Annotated in this window: 11 protein-coding genes; 9 read left to right on the top strand and 2 right to left on the bottom strand. The window is 42.8% G+C overall.

What is annotated here, in order from left to right; translation table 11 throughout:
- The first annotated feature begins 107 nt into the window (after positions 1-107).
- The 8 genes from KTO63_RS24325 to KTO63_RS24360 all read left to right on the top strand — a co-directional run bounded on the left by KTO63_RS24325 (position 108) and on the right by KTO63_RS24360 (position 16,428).
- The gene (locus KTO63_RS24325) at positions 108-2,300 is read left to right on the top strand and encodes a glycoside hydrolase family 3 C-terminal domain-containing protein (RefSeq protein WP_217794576.1); all 2,193 of its coding nucleotides are present in this window, start codon (positions 108-110) and stop codon (positions 2,298-2,300) included.
- Positions 2,301-2,505: 205 nt separating this feature from the next.
- Positions 2,506-5,739: a SusC/RagA family TonB-linked outer membrane protein gene (locus KTO63_RS24330; protein ID WP_217794577.1), complete on the top strand. Its 3,234-nt coding sequence runs from the start codon at positions 2,506-2,508 to the stop codon at positions 5,737-5,739.
- 20 nt (positions 5,740-5,759) lie between these two features.
- The gene (locus KTO63_RS24335) at positions 5,760-7,634 is read left to right on the top strand and encodes a RagB/SusD family nutrient uptake outer membrane protein (protein WP_217794578.1); all 1,875 of its coding nucleotides are present in this window, start codon (positions 5,760-5,762) and stop codon (positions 7,632-7,634) included.
- Between the two features lie 23 nt (positions 7,635-7,657).
- Positions 7,658-9,259: an endo-1,4-beta-xylanase gene (locus tag KTO63_RS24340; RefSeq protein WP_217794579.1), complete on the top strand. Its 1,602-nt coding sequence runs from the start codon at positions 7,658-7,660 to the stop codon at positions 9,257-9,259.
- 153 nt (positions 9,260-9,412) lie between these two features.
- Positions 9,413-10,165: an SDR family NAD(P)-dependent oxidoreductase gene (locus KTO63_RS24345; protein ID WP_217794580.1), complete on the top strand. Its 753-nt coding sequence runs from the start codon at positions 9,413-9,415 to the stop codon at positions 10,163-10,165.
- Positions 10,166-10,307: 142 nt separating this feature from the next.
- On the top strand, positions 10,308-12,788 hold the full coding sequence (locus KTO63_RS24350) for a glycosyl hydrolase 115 family protein (RefSeq protein ID WP_217794581.1): 2,481 nt from the start codon (positions 10,308-10,310) through the stop codon (positions 12,786-12,788).
- Positions 12,789-12,933: 145 nt separating this feature from the next.
- A complete protein-coding gene (locus tag KTO63_RS24355; protein ID WP_217794583.1) occupies positions 12,934-14,007 on the top strand; it encodes an endo-1,4-beta-xylanase in 1,074 nt (357 codons plus the stop codon).
- Positions 14,008-14,199: 192 nt separating this feature from the next.
- A complete protein-coding gene (locus KTO63_RS24360) occupies positions 14,200-16,428 on the top strand; it encodes a hypothetical protein (RefSeq protein WP_217794585.1) in 2,229 nt (742 codons plus the stop codon).
- Positions 16,429-16,630: 202 nt separating this feature from the next.
- Here KTO63_RS24360 and KTO63_RS24365 read toward each other — a convergent pair whose 3' ends face one another.
- Positions 16,631-16,948: a GIY-YIG nuclease family protein gene (locus KTO63_RS24365; RefSeq protein ID WP_217794587.1), complete on the bottom strand. Its 318-nt coding sequence runs from the start codon at positions 16,946-16,948 to the stop codon at positions 16,631-16,633.
- A 168-nt stretch (positions 16,949-17,116) separates the two neighbouring features.
- Positions 17,117-17,266: a hypothetical protein gene (locus KTO63_RS24370; RefSeq protein ID WP_217794589.1), complete on the bottom strand. Its 150-nt coding sequence runs from the start codon at positions 17,264-17,266 to the stop codon at positions 17,117-17,119.
- Positions 17,267-17,601: 335 nt separating this feature from the next.
- Between KTO63_RS24370 and KTO63_RS24375 the strand changes: the two genes are divergently transcribed.
- Complete coding sequence (locus KTO63_RS24375) at positions 17,602-20,292, top strand: 4-alpha-glucanotransferase (protein WP_217794591.1); 2,691 nt, start codon at positions 17,602-17,604, stop codon at positions 20,290-20,292.
- The last annotated feature ends 141 nt before the right edge of the window (positions 20,293-20,433 follow it).

Consider the following 20,433-nt stretch of genomic DNA (forward strand, 5'->3'; position numbering starts at 1 on the left):
AAATTATGATATTAGCATTGTGTTAATGCCAAACGTGTCTCGCCAAAACGAAAAAAGACACTAAACCAGAGATTGCTTTTTCTGCTATAAGACTATTTATAAGCCATATGAAAAGAAGATTCTGCATAACTGCGATCGGAATTTTTACTGCTGTTTCGATGCTCCAGGCTCAGACCAGCAAGCCTGTTTATTTGGACATTACAAAGGCTCGTGAGGCCCGCGTTCAGGATCTGTTAAAGAGAATGACACTGGCAGAAAAAGTGAGCCAGATGATGAATAGTAATTCCGCAATCCCTCGCCTTCAAATTCCCGAATACAACTGGTGGAACGAAAGTTTACATGGTGTGGCCCGTTCAGGCGTTGCAACCGTTTTTCCGCAGGCAATTGGCCTGAGTGCAACGTTTGACGAAAAACTGGCTTTAAAAGTATCTACCGCCATTTCGGACGAGGCCCGTGCTATATATAATGTGTCGATAGCAAAAGGCTACCGTCAGAAATACGCAGGTCTCACTTTCTGGACACCCAATATTAATATATTCCGCGACCCAAGATGGGGACGTGGCCAGGAAACTTACGGAGAAGATCCGTTCCTTACTTCAAGAATTGGTGTTGCTTTTGTAAAAGGTTTGCAGGGCAATGATCCTAATTATTTAAAAGTTGCGGCTTGCGCCAAACACTACGCTGTACATAGCGGACCAGAAAGACTGCGTCATGAATTTGATGCGAAGGCTTCTATGAAAGATATGCGTGAAACTTATCTGCCTGCTTTCAAAGCATTGGTGACAGAAGCGAATGTAGAAGCTGTGATGTGTGCTTATAACAGAACCAATAGAGAAGTGTGCTGTGGTAATACATTCTTATTGCAGGATGTGTTGAGAGATGAGTGGAAATTCAAAGGTCACGTAGTTTCTGATTGCGGCGCGATTGAAGATTTTTACAAAGGACATAAAGTTGTTGCAAATAGCGTAGAAGCCGCTGCCCTCGCGGTTAAACGTGGGGTGAGTCTTGATTGTGGTGGTGAGTATGCTTCACTGATCGAGGCGGTAAAACAAAATTTAATTACAGAAAAAGAGGTCGATAGCGCACTGGCCATTTTGCTTCGTACAAAAATGAAGCTGGGTATTTTTGATCCTGCTTCTTCAAATCCTTATAGCAAGATTTCTGCAAACGTTATCAATAGCGCGGAACACAGAGCTCTGTCAAAAGAAGTGGCATTGAAATCAATCGTGTTGTTGAAAAACAACGGTGCGCTTCCTTTAAGGAGTGATCTTAAAAAATATTTCGTGACTGGGCCAAACGCAGCAGACGTAATGTCGCTGATCGGTAACTATTATGGAGTGAATCCACAGATGGTTACTTACATGGAAGGTATTGCTTCTCATATTTCTCCTGAAAGCCAAATGCAGTACAGGCCTGGTTGTTTGCTCGACAGGCACAACATTAATCCAATCGACTGGACAACTGACGAAGCAAGAAATACAGAAGCGACAATCGTTGTCTTAGGTATCAACGGATTGATGGAAGGTGAAGAAGGCGAGTCTATTGCTTCTCCGTCTTTTGGTGACAGACTTGATTACAACATTCCTCAAAACCAGGTTGAGTTTTTGAGAAAAATGAAAAAAGATAATCCAAAACCTGTAATAGCGGTAATTACAGGAGGATCTCCTATGAACCTTTCTGAAATTCATGATTTGGCCGATGCTGTATTACTCGCATGGTATCCTGGCGAGGAAGGTGGAAATGCAGTGGCAGACATCATTTTCGGCAAAGTTTCCCCTTCCGGAAAACTGCCCGTTACTTTTCCAAAATCTTTGCAACAGTTACCATCATACGAAGATTACAGTATGAAGGGCAGGACCTATCGCTACATGACCGAAGAGCCAATGTATCCTTTTGGCTATGGTTTGACGTACTCAAAATTTGATTACGGTACCTTGAAAACATCTACACAAAACGTAAAGAAAGGTCAGCCGATGACAGTTGAAACAACTGTTACAAACAAAGGCAAGACTGCCTCTGACGAAGTGATCCAATTGTATGTATCTCATCCGGGTGCCGGTGAAAACGAGCCGCTGTACAGCCTGAAAGGTTTCACAAGAATCAACCTGGCTGCGGGCGCATCAAAAGTGGTGAAGTTTACTGTAACACCAGATATGCTATCCCTTGTAAACGACAATGGCGAAACCCTTGAAACGACTGGTAAAGTAACGTTCTATGTAGGAGGTTCTTCGCCAATGCAAAGAAGTGAGACGTTGGGAATTGCTAAACCGGCAGTAGGGAATGTTGCTATCGTTGAATAATCGTGAAACGAGAATGGTCAATCGTGAATCGGGTCGCTCATATTCACGATTCACGATTGACCATTCACCCCATTAATAAACCAAAACCAAATGCTTAGCCAAAACGAAATTGCCATGAACACATCTTAAATGCGCTAGCGTACGCGCAACAAATCTTCGCACCATTTTTTCCAAATATTAATTCACAAATGAACTGCTTGTTTTTATGAGTACTACTATCAAAAAAAAATCAGTAGTAAGGCAGAGAAGACTAAATTTATTCGGTATTCTCTTGCTATTGCTAACCGTATGCAGTAATATGCTGTATGCGCAGTCTAATGTCAAAATTACCGGTGTTGTTACCGACGATGCCGGCAAGACATTGCCCGGCGTAACTATTAGTGTGGGCGCCAATGCGACTTCAACTAACAACGACGGTGCTTATTCAATTACTGTTCCTGCGAACAGCACATTGACTTTTACTTATGTTGGCTTTCTTAGTATTACCCGCAAAGTGGGAGCTAAGGACGAAATCCTGAACATCAAAATGGAAAGCAAAACCAAGGAGATGGAACAGGTTGTAGTAGTTGGTTATGGTACACAGAAAAAGAAAGACGTTACTGGTTCTGTGACTTTAGTGAGCGCAAAAGCCTTGAAAGAAGTGCCATCTGCTAACTTTCAGAATGCCTTACAGGGACATGCGCCAGGTGTGGATATCCAAACTGTAGGTACGGCGCCTGGTTCAGGAGCTGTTATTCGCATCCGCGGTGTACGTTCCGTATTTGGGACCAATGCTCCTCTAGTAGTGGTAGATGGTATTCCTTATGGTGGTAACCTCAATGATATCAATCCCGATGATATTGCTGCATTAAGTATTTTGAAAGATGCATCTGCTACGGCTATTTACGGTAGCCGTGGTTCAAACGGAGTTATTTTGATTACTACCAAACGCGGCGCTGCAGGCGTCTCAAAAGTAGATTACAATGGTTACTACGGTGTTGGTACAGTCGCTAAAAAGTATCCGGTATTTAACGGCCCGGAATATATTGCCATGCACAATATTGCGGCTCCTGCAGGTACAGGTTTTCAGCCAGATGAAATGAAAAATATTGCAGCCGGCAAATCTTATGACTGGCAGGATATGATATATCAAAACTCTTATAAGACAAACCATTATCTCACTGTTTCGGGCGGTAATGAAGGCACTACCTATTCCTTAGGTGGCGGTTATTACAAAGAAACTGCTGTATTGCCCGGCCAGGATTATCAGCGTGCATCTTTAAGATTATCCGTTGATACCAAAGTGGGCAAATGGTTGAGAGTAGGCCTGAATACAATGACCAGCCTGAGCATTCAAAACGGTGCGCAATTCGTTGGAGGTAGTGTTATGTTCCCTACACTTGCAACCAGTCCGTGGGTAAGCCCTTACGACAGTGCAGGTAATATTGTGTTCAATGCTATGGGACATGGTAATACAAATGATGTTGCCGGTAACTACAGCCCATTGTTGTTAAAAAACAATAATGGCATGTGGGTGGATAAAAAAAGAATTTTACATACGTTCAACAGTTTGTTTGCCGAAGCGAATATCTGGAATGGTATTAAATACCGCTTCAATTTAGGTTTGGATTATTCTCAGGAAGAACAAGATCAGTTCCAGGCAGCTGACCACTACAATGGCACTACCAATCCTGCGACAAATCCTAATCCAAGTTTCTTCAGACCGCAAAACGGTAATCACGCTTCAGTAAACAATATATCTTCCTGGTCCTACACAGCAGAAAACTTGTTGACCTACGATAAGGATTTTGGAAAGAGCCATATCAGTGCTACAGGTTTGTATAGCATACAGCAACAATCAATGCATAATACGTTCGCGAGCAAAGATTCAATGTATTCTGACCAAACACAATACTTTGATATGTCGCAGGCTTCACCAACACCGGCAGCTGTAGTTTCCGGCGCGGAAGTCTCTTCAACTATCCTTTCTTACATGGGCCGTGTCAACTATGTTTATGACAACAAATACATGGTTACGGGTACCTACAGAAGAGATGGATCTTCTGTATTGGCTGCAGGGCATAACTGGCACCAGTTTGCTGCAGGGTCTCTGGGTTGGAATATTATGAACGAAAATTTTATAAAAAATAACGATAAGCTTGGATGGATAAGCCAGTTGAAATTAAGAGCCGGTTATGGTCAAACAGCTTCGCAGTCAGTAGGCGCTTATTCTTCCCTGGGCAGGGTTACCAATAACAATGGTCTTGCCAACTTAGGCGGTGATATGAGCAAGAGCACCATCGTAAAATATAATTATGGCCAAGGCGTTCAAGTGGGTTATTATTTAGCCGGATTGCCGAATCCTGGCCTGGATTGGGAATATACCAATACTGTCAATATAGGATTGGATTATGGGTTCTTAAACAATCGTATTACTGGGTCTATTGATTATTACAATGCAGTTACCAATAAATTGTTGTTCGCATTGTCTTTGCCTCAAAGCTCTGGTGGCGGTGGCGATCCTTATTACTTAAACGTAGGGCAAATGAAGAACTGGGGTATGGAATTCGCCATCTCTTCTTTAAATATTAAACCTTCTAATGCAGACGGATTCAGCTGGACGACCGATTTGAATTTATTCTTCAACAAGAATAAATTGACCAAACAAGTAGGTAACACCACGCAAAATATAGGTAACCAGTTGTTCACCGGTTATTCCATGACTTCCATTTACGATTATAAAAAGCAAGGTATCTGGCAGATCAATGAGGCTGCAGAAGCTGCTAAATACGGTGCAACGCCGGGCCAGATTAAAATAGAAGATCATGACGGTGATGGAAAAATTACCACTGCGGACCGATATATCATTGGCAATGGCGACCCTAAATTACAAGGTGGTATGACCAATACTTTCGCTTATAAAGGATTTGATTTGTCCTTTACTATGTATGGACGTTTCGGTGGTACATTGATAAGCCAAATACATCAATGGCAGTCTTCTTACCTTACAACAATGGGTTCCGGGGCCAATCTTGGTAGAAACTCAATAAAAGTAGACTACTGGACACCTAACAATCCTACCAACTGGTTCCCTACCATTGCTAATGGTACCAACGGATGGAGCAGCGCTACAACAGCATGGCAAACCTTAGGTTACTACGATGCCTCTTTCCTTCAGGTTAAAGCTATCAATGTAGGCTATACGTTTAAGCATGATTTAATCAAGAATCTTGGCGTTCGTTCTATTCGCCTTTACGGTACAATAGATAATGTTGGCTTCCTGTTCTCTCCATACATGAAACAGACAGGTATAGCACCAATAGCAACCGCTCAGGGTTCAACAGGTGTGAGCAATCCGGATAACTTACGTGCCAATACATATGGTAACGCTATGACCACCATCAGTGCAGCTACACCACTTACAAGAAACTATATGGTGGGCGTAAATGTGAATTTTTAAATTACTAAAACAGACAGGTAATGAAACGAATAAAAATATATCTATACTTACTGCTGGCGGGTTCGGTTCTACTGACAGAGAACAGCTGCAGTAAAAAATTAAACGAGCATCCTTATACTGTAAATACAGTAGCGATGTTTCAAAATGCACAAGGGATACAGTTGGGCCTAAATTCTGTTTTTTCCGGCCTGCGCTATATATATGGTCCTGAAGGTGCCAATATTGCTGGTGATGCGGGTACTGACATGTGGTGGGGCAACGCGGGTGGTTCTGCCGGCGCCTATCAAATGAGTGCCTATACTTTTGACTATTCAGACGGTTCCATTTTAACACTGTGGAACAGAACGTTTAGTAATATCAATATGTGCAATGGAATCATTACGTGGGCGCCAGGTATTTCCGGAATAGATACCGCGAATATTTTGGGACAAGCACACTTTTTAAGAGCGTTGACTTATTTGACGCTGGTATCACATTTTGGCGCAATACCGGTGGATCTGGGCAGCGGTGATTATGCTTTTAATATGTTGCCTTTCACTGGATTTAACCGTTTGCCTATGGCAGATGTTTTGACCAAAGACTGGAACCTGATCATCAGCGACCTTAATTACGCTGCACAAAACCTGCCAACTCAGCGTCCTGCCGCTGCTTTTAATCTATCAAAAGCTGCTGCTTATGGTTTGTTGGCAAAGGCGTATATCTTCAAAGGATATTCTGCTAATGCAGAAGCTTCTGACTGGCAGAACGCATACAATGCCGCTATGCAGGTTATCAACAACAAAGCAACTTATGGCTGCAGCTTGTTGAATAATTATGCAGATGTGACAGCCCCTGCAAAAAATACTGTAAGTCAGCAGGGCGGTGATTATAATCCGGAAATATTGTTTGCGATAGAGCGTATCCCTGGTGATTTGCCTTCTAATGAAGAGTCTGTATTTAACGGCTTGGCTGCCACCTCCGGCGGTAAAGACGTGAATTCATCGAACGACTATAACATGAGCTATGATGCGACTCCTGCTCCTGTTGCAAGCAGCAGTGGTAAACCTTGTGCTACACGTACAGCATTGTACGGCCGCCCTCTCCGTGTGATTTTGCCTACAGATTTTTTATATAATACGTTGTTTGCCGATAAGACAAACGACAGCCGTTACGATGGTACATTTAACAGCGTTTATTTGTGTACTGTACAAACTACTTCAAACTATCAGTCAGGAAGCAGCTTTTCAGGAAATTTCACCTACAACATAGGCGATACAGCCATAGTAGTAGCACATAGTCTTGCTGAGTATAGCACGTTAGCCGCGGCACAATTAAAATCCGCAAAACCTTACCGTGTAATCAGCCCTGCTGAAATGCCTGGTATCAATGGTACTTACCCTGGTTCGGGTGGTGCTGCTCAACCTGTTTTAGCTCCATCTATGAAGAAATATTGGGATCCTGCACGACCTAATGCAAATGAAGGTGGTGGAAGACCTTATCCGGTGCTTAAACTGTCAGAAGTATATTTGTTGGCAGCAGAAGCAGCCATGAAACTGGGTAATAATGCAGAAGCCATAAACCAGGTCAATGTGTTGAGATCACGTGCTGCGTCCAGAACCAATTTGTCTGCCGCAGATGTGGCAACAAGACAAGCTGCTATGGTAGCTGCAACGCCTGCAACCATTACACTTGACTTTATTTTGGATGAGCATGGCCGTGAGTTGGCAGGTGAAGCGAATCGCTGGGTAGATCTTGCAGTACGCAAGCAATTGGTGAACCGCGTAAAACTGTATAATCCGCCTGCATTGCCTAAAATACAGGACTTCATGATGTTGAGACCAATTCCGCAGTCTCAGTTGAATTCAGTAACAGTGCCAAATCCATCTGATTACCAAAATCCGGGATGGACTAATTAATCAAAAATTAAAAATTGTGAATTATGAATTATAAAAAATATTTCATGTTTTCATTATTGGCTGCGGGCGCATTGACTTCCTGTACCAAAATGAAAGACATTGGTATTCTTAATACTGGCAATTACGGCGACACTTCAGGAACACTAAAGAGTGTTGCAAACGGTATGAACATTGGTTTTGCGGCCTACCAGGGTGATGCGAACTATGCAAAATATTTTCCGATCATTGCGAGAGAAGCGAACTTCCTGACACCAGGCAACGAAATGAAACATGGTTCGATTGTTCAGAGTGATGGTTCATTGAAGTTCACCAATGCAGACGCTATCGTAAACCAGGCAACTTCAGCGGGCCTGAGTGTATTCGGCCACACGCTACTCTGGCATTCACAACAAAACGCTACCTACCTGAAAAGTTATGCGGGGATCACTGCTCCTGCTGCAACAGAATTGTTAGGTAACCCTGGTTTTGAATCTGGTAACACCGGATGGAGCATCTTTAACACAAACGGCGCTACCATTACTTTTACAACAGGTTCAAACGCACACGCAGGTACTGGTTTCATGCAGGTAGTGAACCCTACTGCTCAAACAGGTAGCCAATGGAAGGTGCAGGTGTCTAGCGCAGCTTTTGCAACGACTCCGGGAAAACAATATATTATTTCTTATTGGGTAAAGGCAATCTCAGCCGGCGGTTCCATCAGGCTTTCTACAGGTCCTTCTGCCGCACAATATCAAGGCGATCAGACAATAGGAACGGCTTGGCAACAAGTTAGCTGGACGATCACGGCAACACTTTCTTCTACAACATTCCTGTTCGATATGGGACAAGTTGCCAACACTTATTATATCGATGATGCCAGCGTAAAAGAATCTGTTCAAGTGCCTTCAGGTGCACAGGTAGCGCTTAAAGTAGACACAGCAATGAATAACTTCATTACCGGTATGGCAACACATTACAAAGGAAAAGTGAAGGCATGGGATGTTGTGAACGAACCATTGACAGATGCAGGTACCATACGCACAAGCACAAACCTTGGTGGTATTACAGTATCATCAGATGTGTTCTTCTGGTCAGATTATCCTTTCAACGGAGTGACTAAAGACTATGCATTGCGCGCATTCCAATATGCTGCTGCTGCCGATCCTTCTGCATTGTTGTTCATCAACGATTATAATTTGGAATCGAGCAAAGCAAAAACAGATTCAATGGTGGCTTATGTTGCGTACCTGAAAGGCAAAGGAGCCAAAATAGATGGCATCGGTACTCAAATGCACGTTGACGCGCTTACTACATCTTATACCGGGATAGACTACATGTTCCAGCGTTTGGCATCAACAGGCTTGCAGGTAAGGATATCAGAGCTTGATGTTGCAACAAGGCCTTCTGCTTTAAATGCTGCTGTTGGTGATGCTCAAACATTGGGCTACCAGGCATCCATGTACAGCTATATCATAAACTCTTATTTGAAATATGTACCTGCAGCGCAACGCTATGGTGTTACAGTTTGGGGAGTTGATGATCCTGATAGCTGGAGAGCGAAATCATTGCCATTGTTGTGGGATAACAGTTTTGCCAAAAAGCCTGCTTATTCAGCAGTAATGCAAGCATTGAAAGGAACTAAATAGTATTAAGTAAGAAATTTGTTATTTGAAATTTGATATTTGAGATGATTGTGTGAGAGAATACATTATACTTTTGCACTTTGATTTCAAATGTCAAATTTCAAATCTCAAATTGATTGTGCGTGCCTGTGATAAGAAATAAATGAGAAAGAAATTATGAAAACAGCAAAAGACAACAAAATTGCATTAGTGACTGGAGGTGGCTCTGGTATTGGATTGGCAATTGCACAAAAATTTGTGCATGAGGGCATTTTTACAATTATTGTAGGGAGGGATGAGAAAAAACTATGTCAGGCAAAAGAGAAGCTGGGGGAATTGTGTGAATTTATTTCCTGCGATCTTACCGATTTAAAAGCCATCCCGGTGATGGTGAAAAAGATCGTTGATCAATATGGAAAAATTGATGTGCTGGTAAACAATGCAGGCATCAATATGAAAAAGGAATTTTTAGACGTAACTGATGAAGACTTCCACAAAATACTACAGACCAATGTGAGCGCCGTTTTTGCGTTGTCGAGAGAAGTGGTAAGATGCATGGTCGAGAAGAGTTCCGGAAGCATCATCAATATCAGTTCAATGGCTTCTCAATATGGTATTCCAAAAGTTATTGCATACACAGCCTCTAAATCTGCAATAGAAGGCATGACAAAAGCAATGGCAGTTGAACTTTCTCCAAAAGGCATTCGAATCAACTGTATTGCACCCGGTTTCATCGCGACCGATATGTCAGCCGCTGCCCTAAATAACGACCCCGAAAGAAAACAAAAAGTAATGTCAAGAACGCCAATGGGTACACTCGGCAAACCTGCTGATATCGGCGATGCTGCTTTGTTTCTCGCATCCGACAGTTCTAAATATATAACAGGCGTGGTGCTTCCGGTAGATGGAGGCAACTCTGTTGGTTTCTAAATAAAACAAATTGTGATCTTCTTGTTGCCGGTTGCCAGAAGCTTGCAGCCAGGGTTGAGTGCATGATATTCGTTTTGATTCCCAATCAAATCCGTGTAAGTCAGTCTCATCCGTGTCATCAGTGTGCCAATAAAGTTATACCATGAAGAAATCGGTTCTTATCTTATTTGTACTAATCATTTCGCTTTTTGCTAAAGCACAAAATATCATTGCAACGAAAAATGTTCCCGGAAATTTTTCATTGCAAAAGGTATCTATTTACACAGATGAACATGATGACTGGTTGATTCAGAAAGCTGCAAGCCTCTTGCAGCAGGATATTGAAAAGGTAACAGGCAACAAGCCTTCTATCGTACACACAATCAGCAACGGAAACATAATTGTGGTTGGTATGGCAAACAAGTCTGCCGCTATCAATGAACTGGTTAAAGGCAAAAAGATTTCCATTGATAGTTTGCAGGGCAGGTGGGATGCTTACCAGGTGCAATTGGTCAATGCTCAAATCCTTGTTATTACAGGGTCAGACAAGCGTGGCGTTGCTTACGGTGTATTTGAGTTATCCAAACAACTAGGAGTATCACCCTGGAACTGGTGGGCAGATGTTCCTGTGACGCAAAACAAAAACATAAGCATACAGAAAAATGCTTTTCTCTTTTCTTATCCATCCGTAAAGTACAGGGGCATTTTTTTGAATGATGAAGCGCCTGCACTTTCCGGTTGGACAAAGGAAAAATTCGGAGGCTTTAATCACCTTTTTTATGAACATGTTTTTGAATTGCTGCTTCGTTTAAAGGGAAATTATTTATGGCCCGCCATGTGGGGAAATGCTTTTAATGATGATGATTCCATTAACCCGATTTTGGCAAATAAGTATGGCATCGTAATGGGCACATCACATCATGAACCCATGATGCGTGCACATGATGAATGGAGAAGATACGGTTCCGGAAAATGGAACTATGATGTGAACTCTACAAAGCTGGATGAGTTTTGGAAAAAAGGCATCCAACGCAATGGCAACAACGAAAGCATCGTGGCTGTTGGCATGCGTGGCGATGGCGATGAGCCAATGAGCGAACAAAGCAACATTGCTTTGCTCGAAAAAATAGTAGCACGTCAGCGGGCGATCATTGAAGAAGTAACAGGTAAAAGGGCAGAAGACGTGCCGCAAATGTGGGCCCTGTACAAAGAAGTGCAAGAGTACTACGACAAAGGAATGCGTGTACCGGATGATGTTACACTGCTGCTCTGTGACGACAATTGGGGAAACATTCGCAAGCTTCCCAAACTTACAGATAAACCCCGCAAAGGTGGCTATGGCATTTACTATCATTTCGATTACGTTGGAGATCCACGCAACTACAAATGGTTAAATACAAACCAGATCGAACGTACATGGGAGCAAATGCATCTTGCTTACGAATACGGAGCAAAGCAAGTGTGGATCGTAAACGTAGGCGACCTGAAGCCAATGGAATTCCCGATTTCATTTTTCCTCGACTATGCATGGAAACCCGAAAAAATTAAAGCAGAAGATTTGCCAGCTTACACCCGCAATTGGGCACAACAACAATTCGGAAAAGAGTATGCTGCTTCGATTGCAAATATTCTTACAAAGTATACACAATACAATGCTCGCCGCAAGCCTGAACTATTAAACGACTCCACGTTTAGTCTTTTAAATTATAACGAGTTTCAAAGTGTAACAAACGATTACAATAAGTTGCTAAAAGAAGCAGAAGCGATCAATAGAAAATTACCTTCACAATACAGTGACGCTTATTTTCAATTGGTGCTTCATCCGGTGAAAGCTTGTGCCAATCTATATTCCATGTATTTGGCGGTGGCTAAAAACAAATATTTCGCGGAACAAAAAGAATATACGCTCGCAAATGTGATGGCAGACAGTGTTGCTTTTTATTATGCAAACGATGCCCGCATTTCAAAATACTATAACGATACATTAGCTGGTGGAAAGTGGCAGCATATGATGGACCAAACCCATATAGGCTATACCTACTGGCAACAACCCGATTCCAACAAAATGCCACAGGTTGTAAGGTTTGACGTTGCAAACAAAAATGTGTCTTTTGCAAAATACACATTGCCTGTTGGAACAGAAAAAAATGAATATGCAGCTTTTGAAGCCAACAGGTTTACCAAAGCAATTGGCAACAGCAAAATCAAATGGCAAGTGATTCCAAATATTGGACGAACCGGTGACGGTATTACGCCTTTTCCTGTTACAGCATCGGTTCAAACACCAAAAAATAATGCGCCGCACCTTGAATATGAAATAACGACGAACGCAGCAACAGACAGCATCACGGTCTCGTTATACTTTTCTCCAACACTTAATTTTCATAACGATGGTTTGCGCTATGCTGTTTCTATCGATGATGCAACGCCGCAAGTGATCAATATTCATGAAGGGATGAATAACAAAAAGTGGGGGAATTGGGTGGCAAATAATATCATCATCAGCAATTCAAAACATCCGTTGAAGAATGGAGGAAAGCATGTGGTGAAATATTGGATGGTTGATGCCGGACTCGTGCTGCAGAAAGTAGTCGTAGATTTTGGTGGCGTTAAACAAAGTTACTTAGGACCTCCTGAAAACTAGCTAATTTGAAAATTTGAAGATTTGAAAATTTGAAAATTCTTTCTTTGGAACTTTCCAGACAATCTTGTGTTTTCGAGAAGAGCACTATACTTATTGTTGAAATATGAAGAATTCGTTTTCAAATAGTTTGTAAAACATTATAATTATGCAAAAGCAACTTATAAAACTTGCATCAATCCTGTGTTTATCTGCCAGCCTGGCAACAGCCAATGCTCAACAGAAAACACTGAAAGATGCATACAAAGATTATTTTCCGATTGGCGTTGCAGTTATGCCACAATCGTTAAAAGGAGATGAGGCTAAGCTGATATTGCAACAATTCAACAGCATCACCCCGGAAAATTCGATGAAGATGGGAGCGATACATCCCGAGGAAAATCGTTACAACTGGAATGACGCAGACTCTATAGTTGCATTTGCACAAGCAAATGGATTGCGCGTTCGTGGCCACAACCTTTGCTGGCACGAGCATACGCCAAAATGGTTGTTCACCGATGCCAATGGGAAACTGGTGTCTAAAGAAGTTTTACTAAAACGTTTGAAGGATCATATTACAGCGGTTGTATCGCGCTACAAAGGAAAGATCTATGCATGGGATGTCGTAAACGAAGCGGTTGATGATGACAGCTCCAGGCTTTATCGCAATTCATTGTGGTACCAGATATGTGGAGAAGACTTCATTGTAAAGGCATTTGAATATGCACACGAAGCAGATCCAAATGCACAGCTGTTTTACAACGATTATAATACTGAGAGACCTGAAAAACGTGACCGGGTTTACAAGTTGCTAAAGAAGCTTGTTGATGCGCATGTGCCTGTCAACGCAGTGGGATTACAGGGCCATTGGTCAATTTATGAACCAACAGAAAAAGAACTACGGGATGCCATTGAAAAGTTTGCATCGCTTGGTTTGCAAATACAGATCACGGAATTGGACATGTCCATTTACCCGTGGGAGAAAAATGTTCGTGCAAAAACTGCGAACGATATAGATAAATACACGTCGGAACTGGAACAAAAGCAAACCGAGCAATACAAGAAAATGTTCAGCATTTTCCGCGACTATAAAAACGTAATCACAGGTGTTACTTTCTGGAACACTTCCGATCGCACCACATGGCTCGATCACTATCCTGTTCCCGGCCGCAAAAATTATCCATTGCTATTCGATGTGAATTGGCAGCCGAAACCCGCATTTTGGAGTGTCGTTAATTTCTAATTTGAAAATTTGAAAATATGGTAATTTGAAAATGCATTCTGTGCGTCAGCTAGATTTGTTTAAGTCCCGTTTGTTTACCAGAGATTTAATGATCCGTTTTGAACGTAGCACTTAAAGAATTTTCAAATTTTCAAATCTTCAAATTGACGCGAACTTTGGATCGCGTCTCTTGTTTAGGAAGTCAAAAACTCGATGAAACCATGGTTTTTGATGTATTTGCTATGTGTTGCGTTGTGTTCGTATGGGCAAAACGATCCGTGGCCGAAAGAAATATTAATTGAAAACGGCGGCAAGATTGTTGTCTACCAGCCTCAGCCCGAAAGGCTTTCCGGCAGCACATTATCCTTTAGAGCTGCGCTATCTGTAAGACAAAAGTCTAATGCAGAGCCCGTGTTTGGCGTCTTTTGGTCAGATGCAGCCGTGTCCGACAATGGGCAAACACTCGATCTGCAATCTGCTAAAATTACCCACGTACAATTTCCCGACAGCACCATTAATGACGTGAGCAATATTGAGCAAAAGGTAGAAGCTCAAATACCGAAATGGAACCTAAAGCTTAATAAAAGTGATGTAACTGCTGCCGTCCAGCAGGAACAGCAAAACATGGCGCCTGATTTTAAAACCGATGCGCCAAAGATAATCTATGCCAACAAAGCCTCTACGTTGGTGCTGATAGACGGCGATCCTAAAATTGAAAAGGATAAAAACATCAACAACATGCTGCGTGTAATGAACACGCCTTTTCTCATTGTACAAAACCCTGATGACAAAAAATATTACCTCTACGGCGGTGGGTTTTGGTATGTTGCATCTTCACCACTCGGTGAGTACGCTTATGTGAAAAGTTTGCCCAGGACCATAAAAGAAATGGACAAACAAATAAAGGAACAGGAGAAAAAAGATAAATCAAAACAAGAGGAAAGCGCTTCATCACCAACGGCCATAATTATCAGTACAGAACCGGCAGAGTTGATTCAAACGGAAGGAGAGCCCACGTACAAGCCAATCCAAGGTACATCGTTACTGTTTGTCGACAATTCACTCGATGAGATCTTTAAAGACGTCAACTCACAGTTGACCTTTATACTGATTTCCGGAAGGTGGTACAGTGCGCCCTCGCTAAATGGCCCATGGGCTTACGTAAATGCTGATAAGTTGCCCGCTGATTTTGCCAAAATTCCCCCGGGCTCTGAAAAAGACGGTGTGCTATCGAGCGTAGCCGGCACAGAGGAGGCGCAGGAGGCGATATACGATGCGCAGGTTCCGCAAACCGCAAAAGTGGATAAGAAAACCGCGAAGTGCGAGGTGACATACGATGGATCGCCAAGATTTGCTGAGATTGAAAACACCAGTCTTAAAGTAGCTGAAAATAGCAATATTACTGTGATGCAGGCCGCCAATGGCAAATACTATGCATTGGAAAATGGCGTATGGTTCATTAGTAACAACGCGAATGGCCCCTGGGAAGTTGCCAATGAGCGGCCCCAGGATGTTGAGAAAATACCGCCGAGCAGTTCTGCTTACAATACGAAGTATGTCTACATCTACGATAATACGCCGACTTATGTTTACATGGGGTACACGCCGGGATATCTGGGAAGTTACTATTACATGAATACAATTGTTTGGGGCACGGGTTGGTATTATCGCCCCTGGTATGGCTATTACTACTATCCACGCCCATGCACATGGGGATTTGGTATGCATTACAATCCGTGGATGGGTTGGAGTATGAGTTTTGGTTTTAGTGCGGGATGGTTCAGCTACCGGTACGCCTGGGGAGGCGGTTGGTACGGAGGCTGGTTCGGTCCGCCCGCATTCAGGCCGCCATACCGGCCATGGGGATGGAGCGGTGGTTATTACAGGCCCGGAGGCCCTTATTATGGTTACCGGCCGCACGTGACAGTGAATCGTCCCGCATACGTGAACCCTCACAGGTACGTGAATGACAACCGTTATGCCCGCAACAATAATGTTTACAGAGGGTCAAACGGCGTAACGACAAGAGATGTAAACAGGAGGCCGGCCGCCTCAACCCGTCCGGTTGGAGGTACAAGACCTGCTCCCGGAAACAATTACAGGCCGGGAAATAACAACCGGTTACCAGGAAATAACAACCGCTTGCCGGGCGAGACTGCAAGACCGGGCACAAATCCGGGTAATAACAATCGATTGCCGCCGTCAAATAATCGGCCTCCAACCCATACAACAAGACCGGCTCCAACACCTAATCCATCAAGGCCAGCACCTACGCGACCAGCTCCAATGCCGAGTCCGTCGCGACCTATGCCGTCTACCAGACCGACACCATCAACACAGCCGTCAAGACCTGCCACTTCGCCAAGTTATAGGCCAAGTCAGCCATCAAGTAGGCCGATGCCTCAAAGCAGGCCATCAACGATGCCTGCGAGAAGGCATTGACGAAATTCTTAATGGGATTATCTTATTCGATGAGGTTGACTGTATTGTCACCCTGAGCTTGTCGAAGGGTAGGTGCGCATCCCGAGAGACCGCAAAATCAAAGCGAGTCGACTGTGCAAAAGGCTTCGACAAGCTCAGCCTGACACGCTGGTTGAGTGCTAACCTTAAGTGTTGCCAGCATTCAAGAGTGTTGACCGCACTGTCACCCTGAGCTTGTCGAAGGGTTGTTTTTACTTTTTGAAAGCTGTTTTATTTGCTCCCAGTCAGAGTTGAATAATGCTTCTTTTTTCTTCCTGGACCAGCCTTTTAATTGCTTTTCCCGAAGAATTGCCCGCTTTATATCACTGTATAATTCGCTATATACTAAAACCACGGGCCTTTTGTCGTTAGTATAACAATGGTCGTTAAAGCCTTCGTTGTGTTCGTAAAGTCTTCTTTCTAGATTATTGGTTACGCCCACGTAATAGCTATCATCTCTGCACTTGAGAATGTAGACATGATAATTGTGTGTTAGTTTCATCTTGCTTGATTGATACTGTTTTAAATTCAAGCAGTATTGGGTAGGTACTAACGGTGGGGGCTTCGACAAGCTCAGCCTGACGGGTCGATTACTCAAAGTAATGGCAAACTAAAAAACCCTCCAAAAGGAGGGTTCAATTATTTTGATCCTTATAAAGGAATGAATGCTCTAGATGATGTCCATCGCCTTAACAAAGTAAAGGCAAACGAAAGGAATGATCAACGTTAAATATTCAAAGCGGAAAGTAATCGCCAAAATCAATGCTATAGTTGCAACAAAGAATAACAACCAATAAAGTCCTGTAGATTTTTTTGCCATGTCAAAAAAAGTTTGTGCGAAAATAAGGTAACAAATTTAAAAACATGAAATTATCTCAAAAAAAATTGGCTCTATTCTTATTATTGTCGGCATACATTTATTTCAGGTGTAGGATTTACGAGGTACGGTGTACGATAATCATCTGAGAGCAACATTCTAAAGACTTTCGTACATCGTACTCCGTACATCGCACAACGTCGCTCACACTATTTCTTTATACATAATTACTTATGCAGGTGTGTTTTTTGCAAAATATTGTAAGCTTATTGTATTTTCGATTACCAACGATCTTGCCATAGAATATAAGCCAATTCTGAAATTTCAAAATATCTGACATGCGAATTGATTTTTACGTAAGGTTTTTTACGCATTTTGGGCAGGCCATTTTCCTGAAGGGCAATATTGACAAACTCGGAAAATTCGAAACAGAGGGTTTGCCACTCAGCTATTTTAATCGTGACTTCTGGCATGCAAGTATTGATATTGACCCTGAGAACCTGAAAGAGATTCACTATAAATACGCATTGAAAAATGTTGACGGAACTTTTGTAGACGAAGGCGGTGATGACAGGGTGATCGAGTTGTCGAAAATTACCAATGACCTAGTCGAAGTCATCGACACCTGGAATTTCGCAGGAGAATTTGAAAATGCATTTTACACCATTCCGTTCCGGGAAACGCTTTTGCCTTCGCACCCATCCCCGGCCAAAGCAGGTGCGCCTAAAAAGTTCAGCCATGTATTTCGCATAAAGGCCCCGCTTCTTCATAAACATCAGGCCGTTTGCATTTCAGGAAGCGGTTCTGCACTCGGAGATTGGGATCAATCGAAAGTGACTGTATTCAAGATGCATGGTAACTGGTGGGAAGCAAAGGTCGATCTGCCAAAAGAGGACTTGCCAATTACTTACAAATATGCGATCTACGATACCAAAGAAAAAAAGATCACACAATTTGAAAATGGGGTTAACAGATCATTGCATGGGGACGCGACGGACAAGTTGACTATTATTCATGATGGATTCATAAATCTGCCCAACAACACATGGCGCGGAGCAGGTGTGGCCATACCGGTATTTAGTTTGCGTAGCAAAAAAAGCTTTGGAGTGGGCGAATTTGCTGACATTAAATTGTTGGTAGATTGGGCAAAATCTATCGGACTCAAGCTGATACAACTTTTGCCGGTTAATGATACTATTGCTACAAATACATGGCTGGATTCTTATCCGTACGCCGCCATTTCAGCGTTTGCGCTTCATCCGATTTACATACATCTTGAGCAGGTGGCCAATCACAAACACGGTCACATTTTGAAGCCTCTGAAAAAGGTGCAGGGCGTGTTGAATGATCTCAATGCAGTTGACTATGAACAGGTGATGAAATACAAGCTCTCTATCATGAAAGTCTTGTATTTCGCAGAGAAAGAAGCTTTTTTAAAGGACGAAGATTTTAAAAAGTTTTTCGACGAAAATAAAGAATGGCTCGTTCCATACGCTGCCTTCAGTTATCTCAGAGATGTGAATGGTACGGCAAATTTTGCCTCATGGAAAAAACATGCGGTGTATGACAAAGCTGCAATAGACAAATTTGTTTCGCCACGAAATAAGCATTACGATGAAATAGCGACATGGTATTTTATTCAATATCACCTTCACCTGCAACTGAAAGAAGCTGCGGAATATGCACACAAACATGGCATCATCATGAAAGGCGACATTCCGATTGGTGTGTACCGTTATAGTTGCGATGCGTGGGTAGAGCCTGCATTGTACAACCTTGACATGCAGGCAGGAGCTCCTCCTGATCCATTCGCTGTGTCCGGCCAAAACTGGGCACTGCCAACATACAACTGGAGCAAAATGGCGGAGGACCATTACGCATGGTGGCACAGGCGTTTCGATCAGATGACCAATTACTATGATGCTTTTCGCATAGATCACATCCTCGGATTTTTTAGGATATGGAGTATACCTGTAGAATCTGTAGAAGGAATTATGGGGCATTTTGTTCCGGCAATTCCGGTTTATATCAATGAGTTTACCGAGCGCAACATCTGGTTCGATTACAATCGTTACACGAAACCATTTGTTAATGATTATGTCCTGGGCATTGAGTTTGGAAACAATGCACAGTATGTCAAGGATACATTTCTTCAATCAACGGGCATTGATACTTTTGAATTAAAAGAAGCATTCAATACACAACGAAAGGTGGCCGAACATTTTGCCAAGCTGGAAAGTAATGATCACAACGATGCTTTGAAGCAAGGTTTGTTTGACCTTATTTCAAACGTAATCTTGTTTGAAGTGCCGGGCTCCAATGGCTCTCAATTTCATTTCCGCATAGCGATGGAAGGCATTACTTCCTACCAACAACTGGAATGGCATACGCAGCAACAATTGAAAGATCTTGCGGTAAACTATTTCTACTACAGGCAGGAGGAATTTTGGAGAAAGGAAGCCTTGAAAAGATTGCCTGCGCTGAAAGCCTCCACCGGCATGTTGATCTGCGGAGAAGATCTCGGCATGGTGCCAGCATGTGTACCTGATGTAATGCGACAGCTCGGCATTCTGAGCCTCGAAATACAACGGATGCCAAAATCGCTCAGCCAGGAATTTTTCCATCCTGCAAGCGCGCCATACTTGAGTGTGTGCATGCCTTCCACACATGACATGAGCACTATCCGCGGCTGGTGGGAAGAAGACAGGGCCCGTACGCAACGGTTCTTTAATTATCAACTACAGCAATGGGGCGATGCGCCTTTGTTCTGTGAACCATGGATAAACAAAGCCATAATTCTGCAACACTTGCATTCACCGGCAATGTGGAGCATCTTTCAGATACAGGATCTGTTTGGTATTGATGGCGATCTGCGCAGCGAAGATGTTGCTGCAGAACGCATCAACGACCCTGCCAATCCTAAAAATTATTGGCGTTATAGAATGCATGTTACACTTGAGCAATTGATGAAAGAAAAAGCTTTTAATCATGAGTTGAAAGAGAATGTAAAGGCGAGTGGAAGGAGTTAGGAATTAGAAATTAGGAGTTAGAGATGTGGAGCTGCAAGAAAGTATTGAGGGCTTTTTGAGGTGTAAGTTTTTTATTAACCTCAAAGATCGCAAAGGTGGCGCAAAGGAAACGAAGGCTTTGTATTTGAGCATTCATGATTT

The organism is Pinibacter aurantiacus (assembly GCF_019130065.1).
Taxonomy (GTDB): Bacteria; Bacteroidota; Bacteroidia; order Chitinophagales; family Chitinophagaceae; genus Pinibacter; species Pinibacter aurantiacus.

Excerpts from the sequence above, each read along its gene's own strand:
- KTO63_RS24325 (WP_217794576.1), top strand. The coding sequence starts at position 108 with ATGAAAAGAAGATTCTGCATAACTGCGATCGGAATTTTTACTGCTGTT.
- KTO63_RS24330 (WP_217794577.1), top strand. The coding sequence starts at position 2,506 with ATGAGTACTACTATCAAAAAAAAATCAGTAGTAAGGCAGAGAAGACTA.
- KTO63_RS24335 (WP_217794578.1), top strand. The coding sequence starts at position 5,760 with ATGAAACGAATAAAAATATATCTATACTTACTGCTGGCGGGTTCGGTT.
- KTO63_RS24340 (WP_217794579.1), top strand. The coding sequence starts at position 7,658 with ATGAATTATAAAAAATATTTCATGTTTTCATTATTGGCTGCGGGCGCA.
- KTO63_RS24345 (WP_217794580.1), top strand. The coding sequence starts at position 9,413 with ATGAAAACAGCAAAAGACAACAAAATTGCATTAGTGACTGGAGGTGGC.
- KTO63_RS24350 (WP_217794581.1), top strand. The coding sequence starts at position 10,308 with ATGAAGAAATCGGTTCTTATCTTATTTGTACTAATCATTTCGCTTTTT.
- KTO63_RS24355 (WP_217794583.1), top strand. The coding sequence starts at position 12,934 with ATGCAAAAGCAACTTATAAAACTTGCATCAATCCTGTGTTTATCTGCC.
- KTO63_RS24360 (WP_217794585.1), top strand. The coding sequence starts at position 14,200 with ATGAAACCATGGTTTTTGATGTATTTGCTATGTGTTGCGTTGTGTTCG.
- KTO63_RS24365 (WP_217794587.1), bottom strand. The coding sequence starts at position 16,948 with ATGAAACTAACACACAATTATCATGTCTACATTCTCAAGTGCAGAGAT.
- KTO63_RS24370 (WP_217794589.1), bottom strand. The coding sequence starts at position 17,266 with ATGGCAAAAAAATCTACAGGACTTTATTGGTTGTTATTCTTTGTTGCA.
- KTO63_RS24375 (WP_217794591.1), top strand. The coding sequence starts at position 17,602 with ATGCGAATTGATTTTTACGTAAGGTTTTTTACGCATTTTGGGCAGGCC.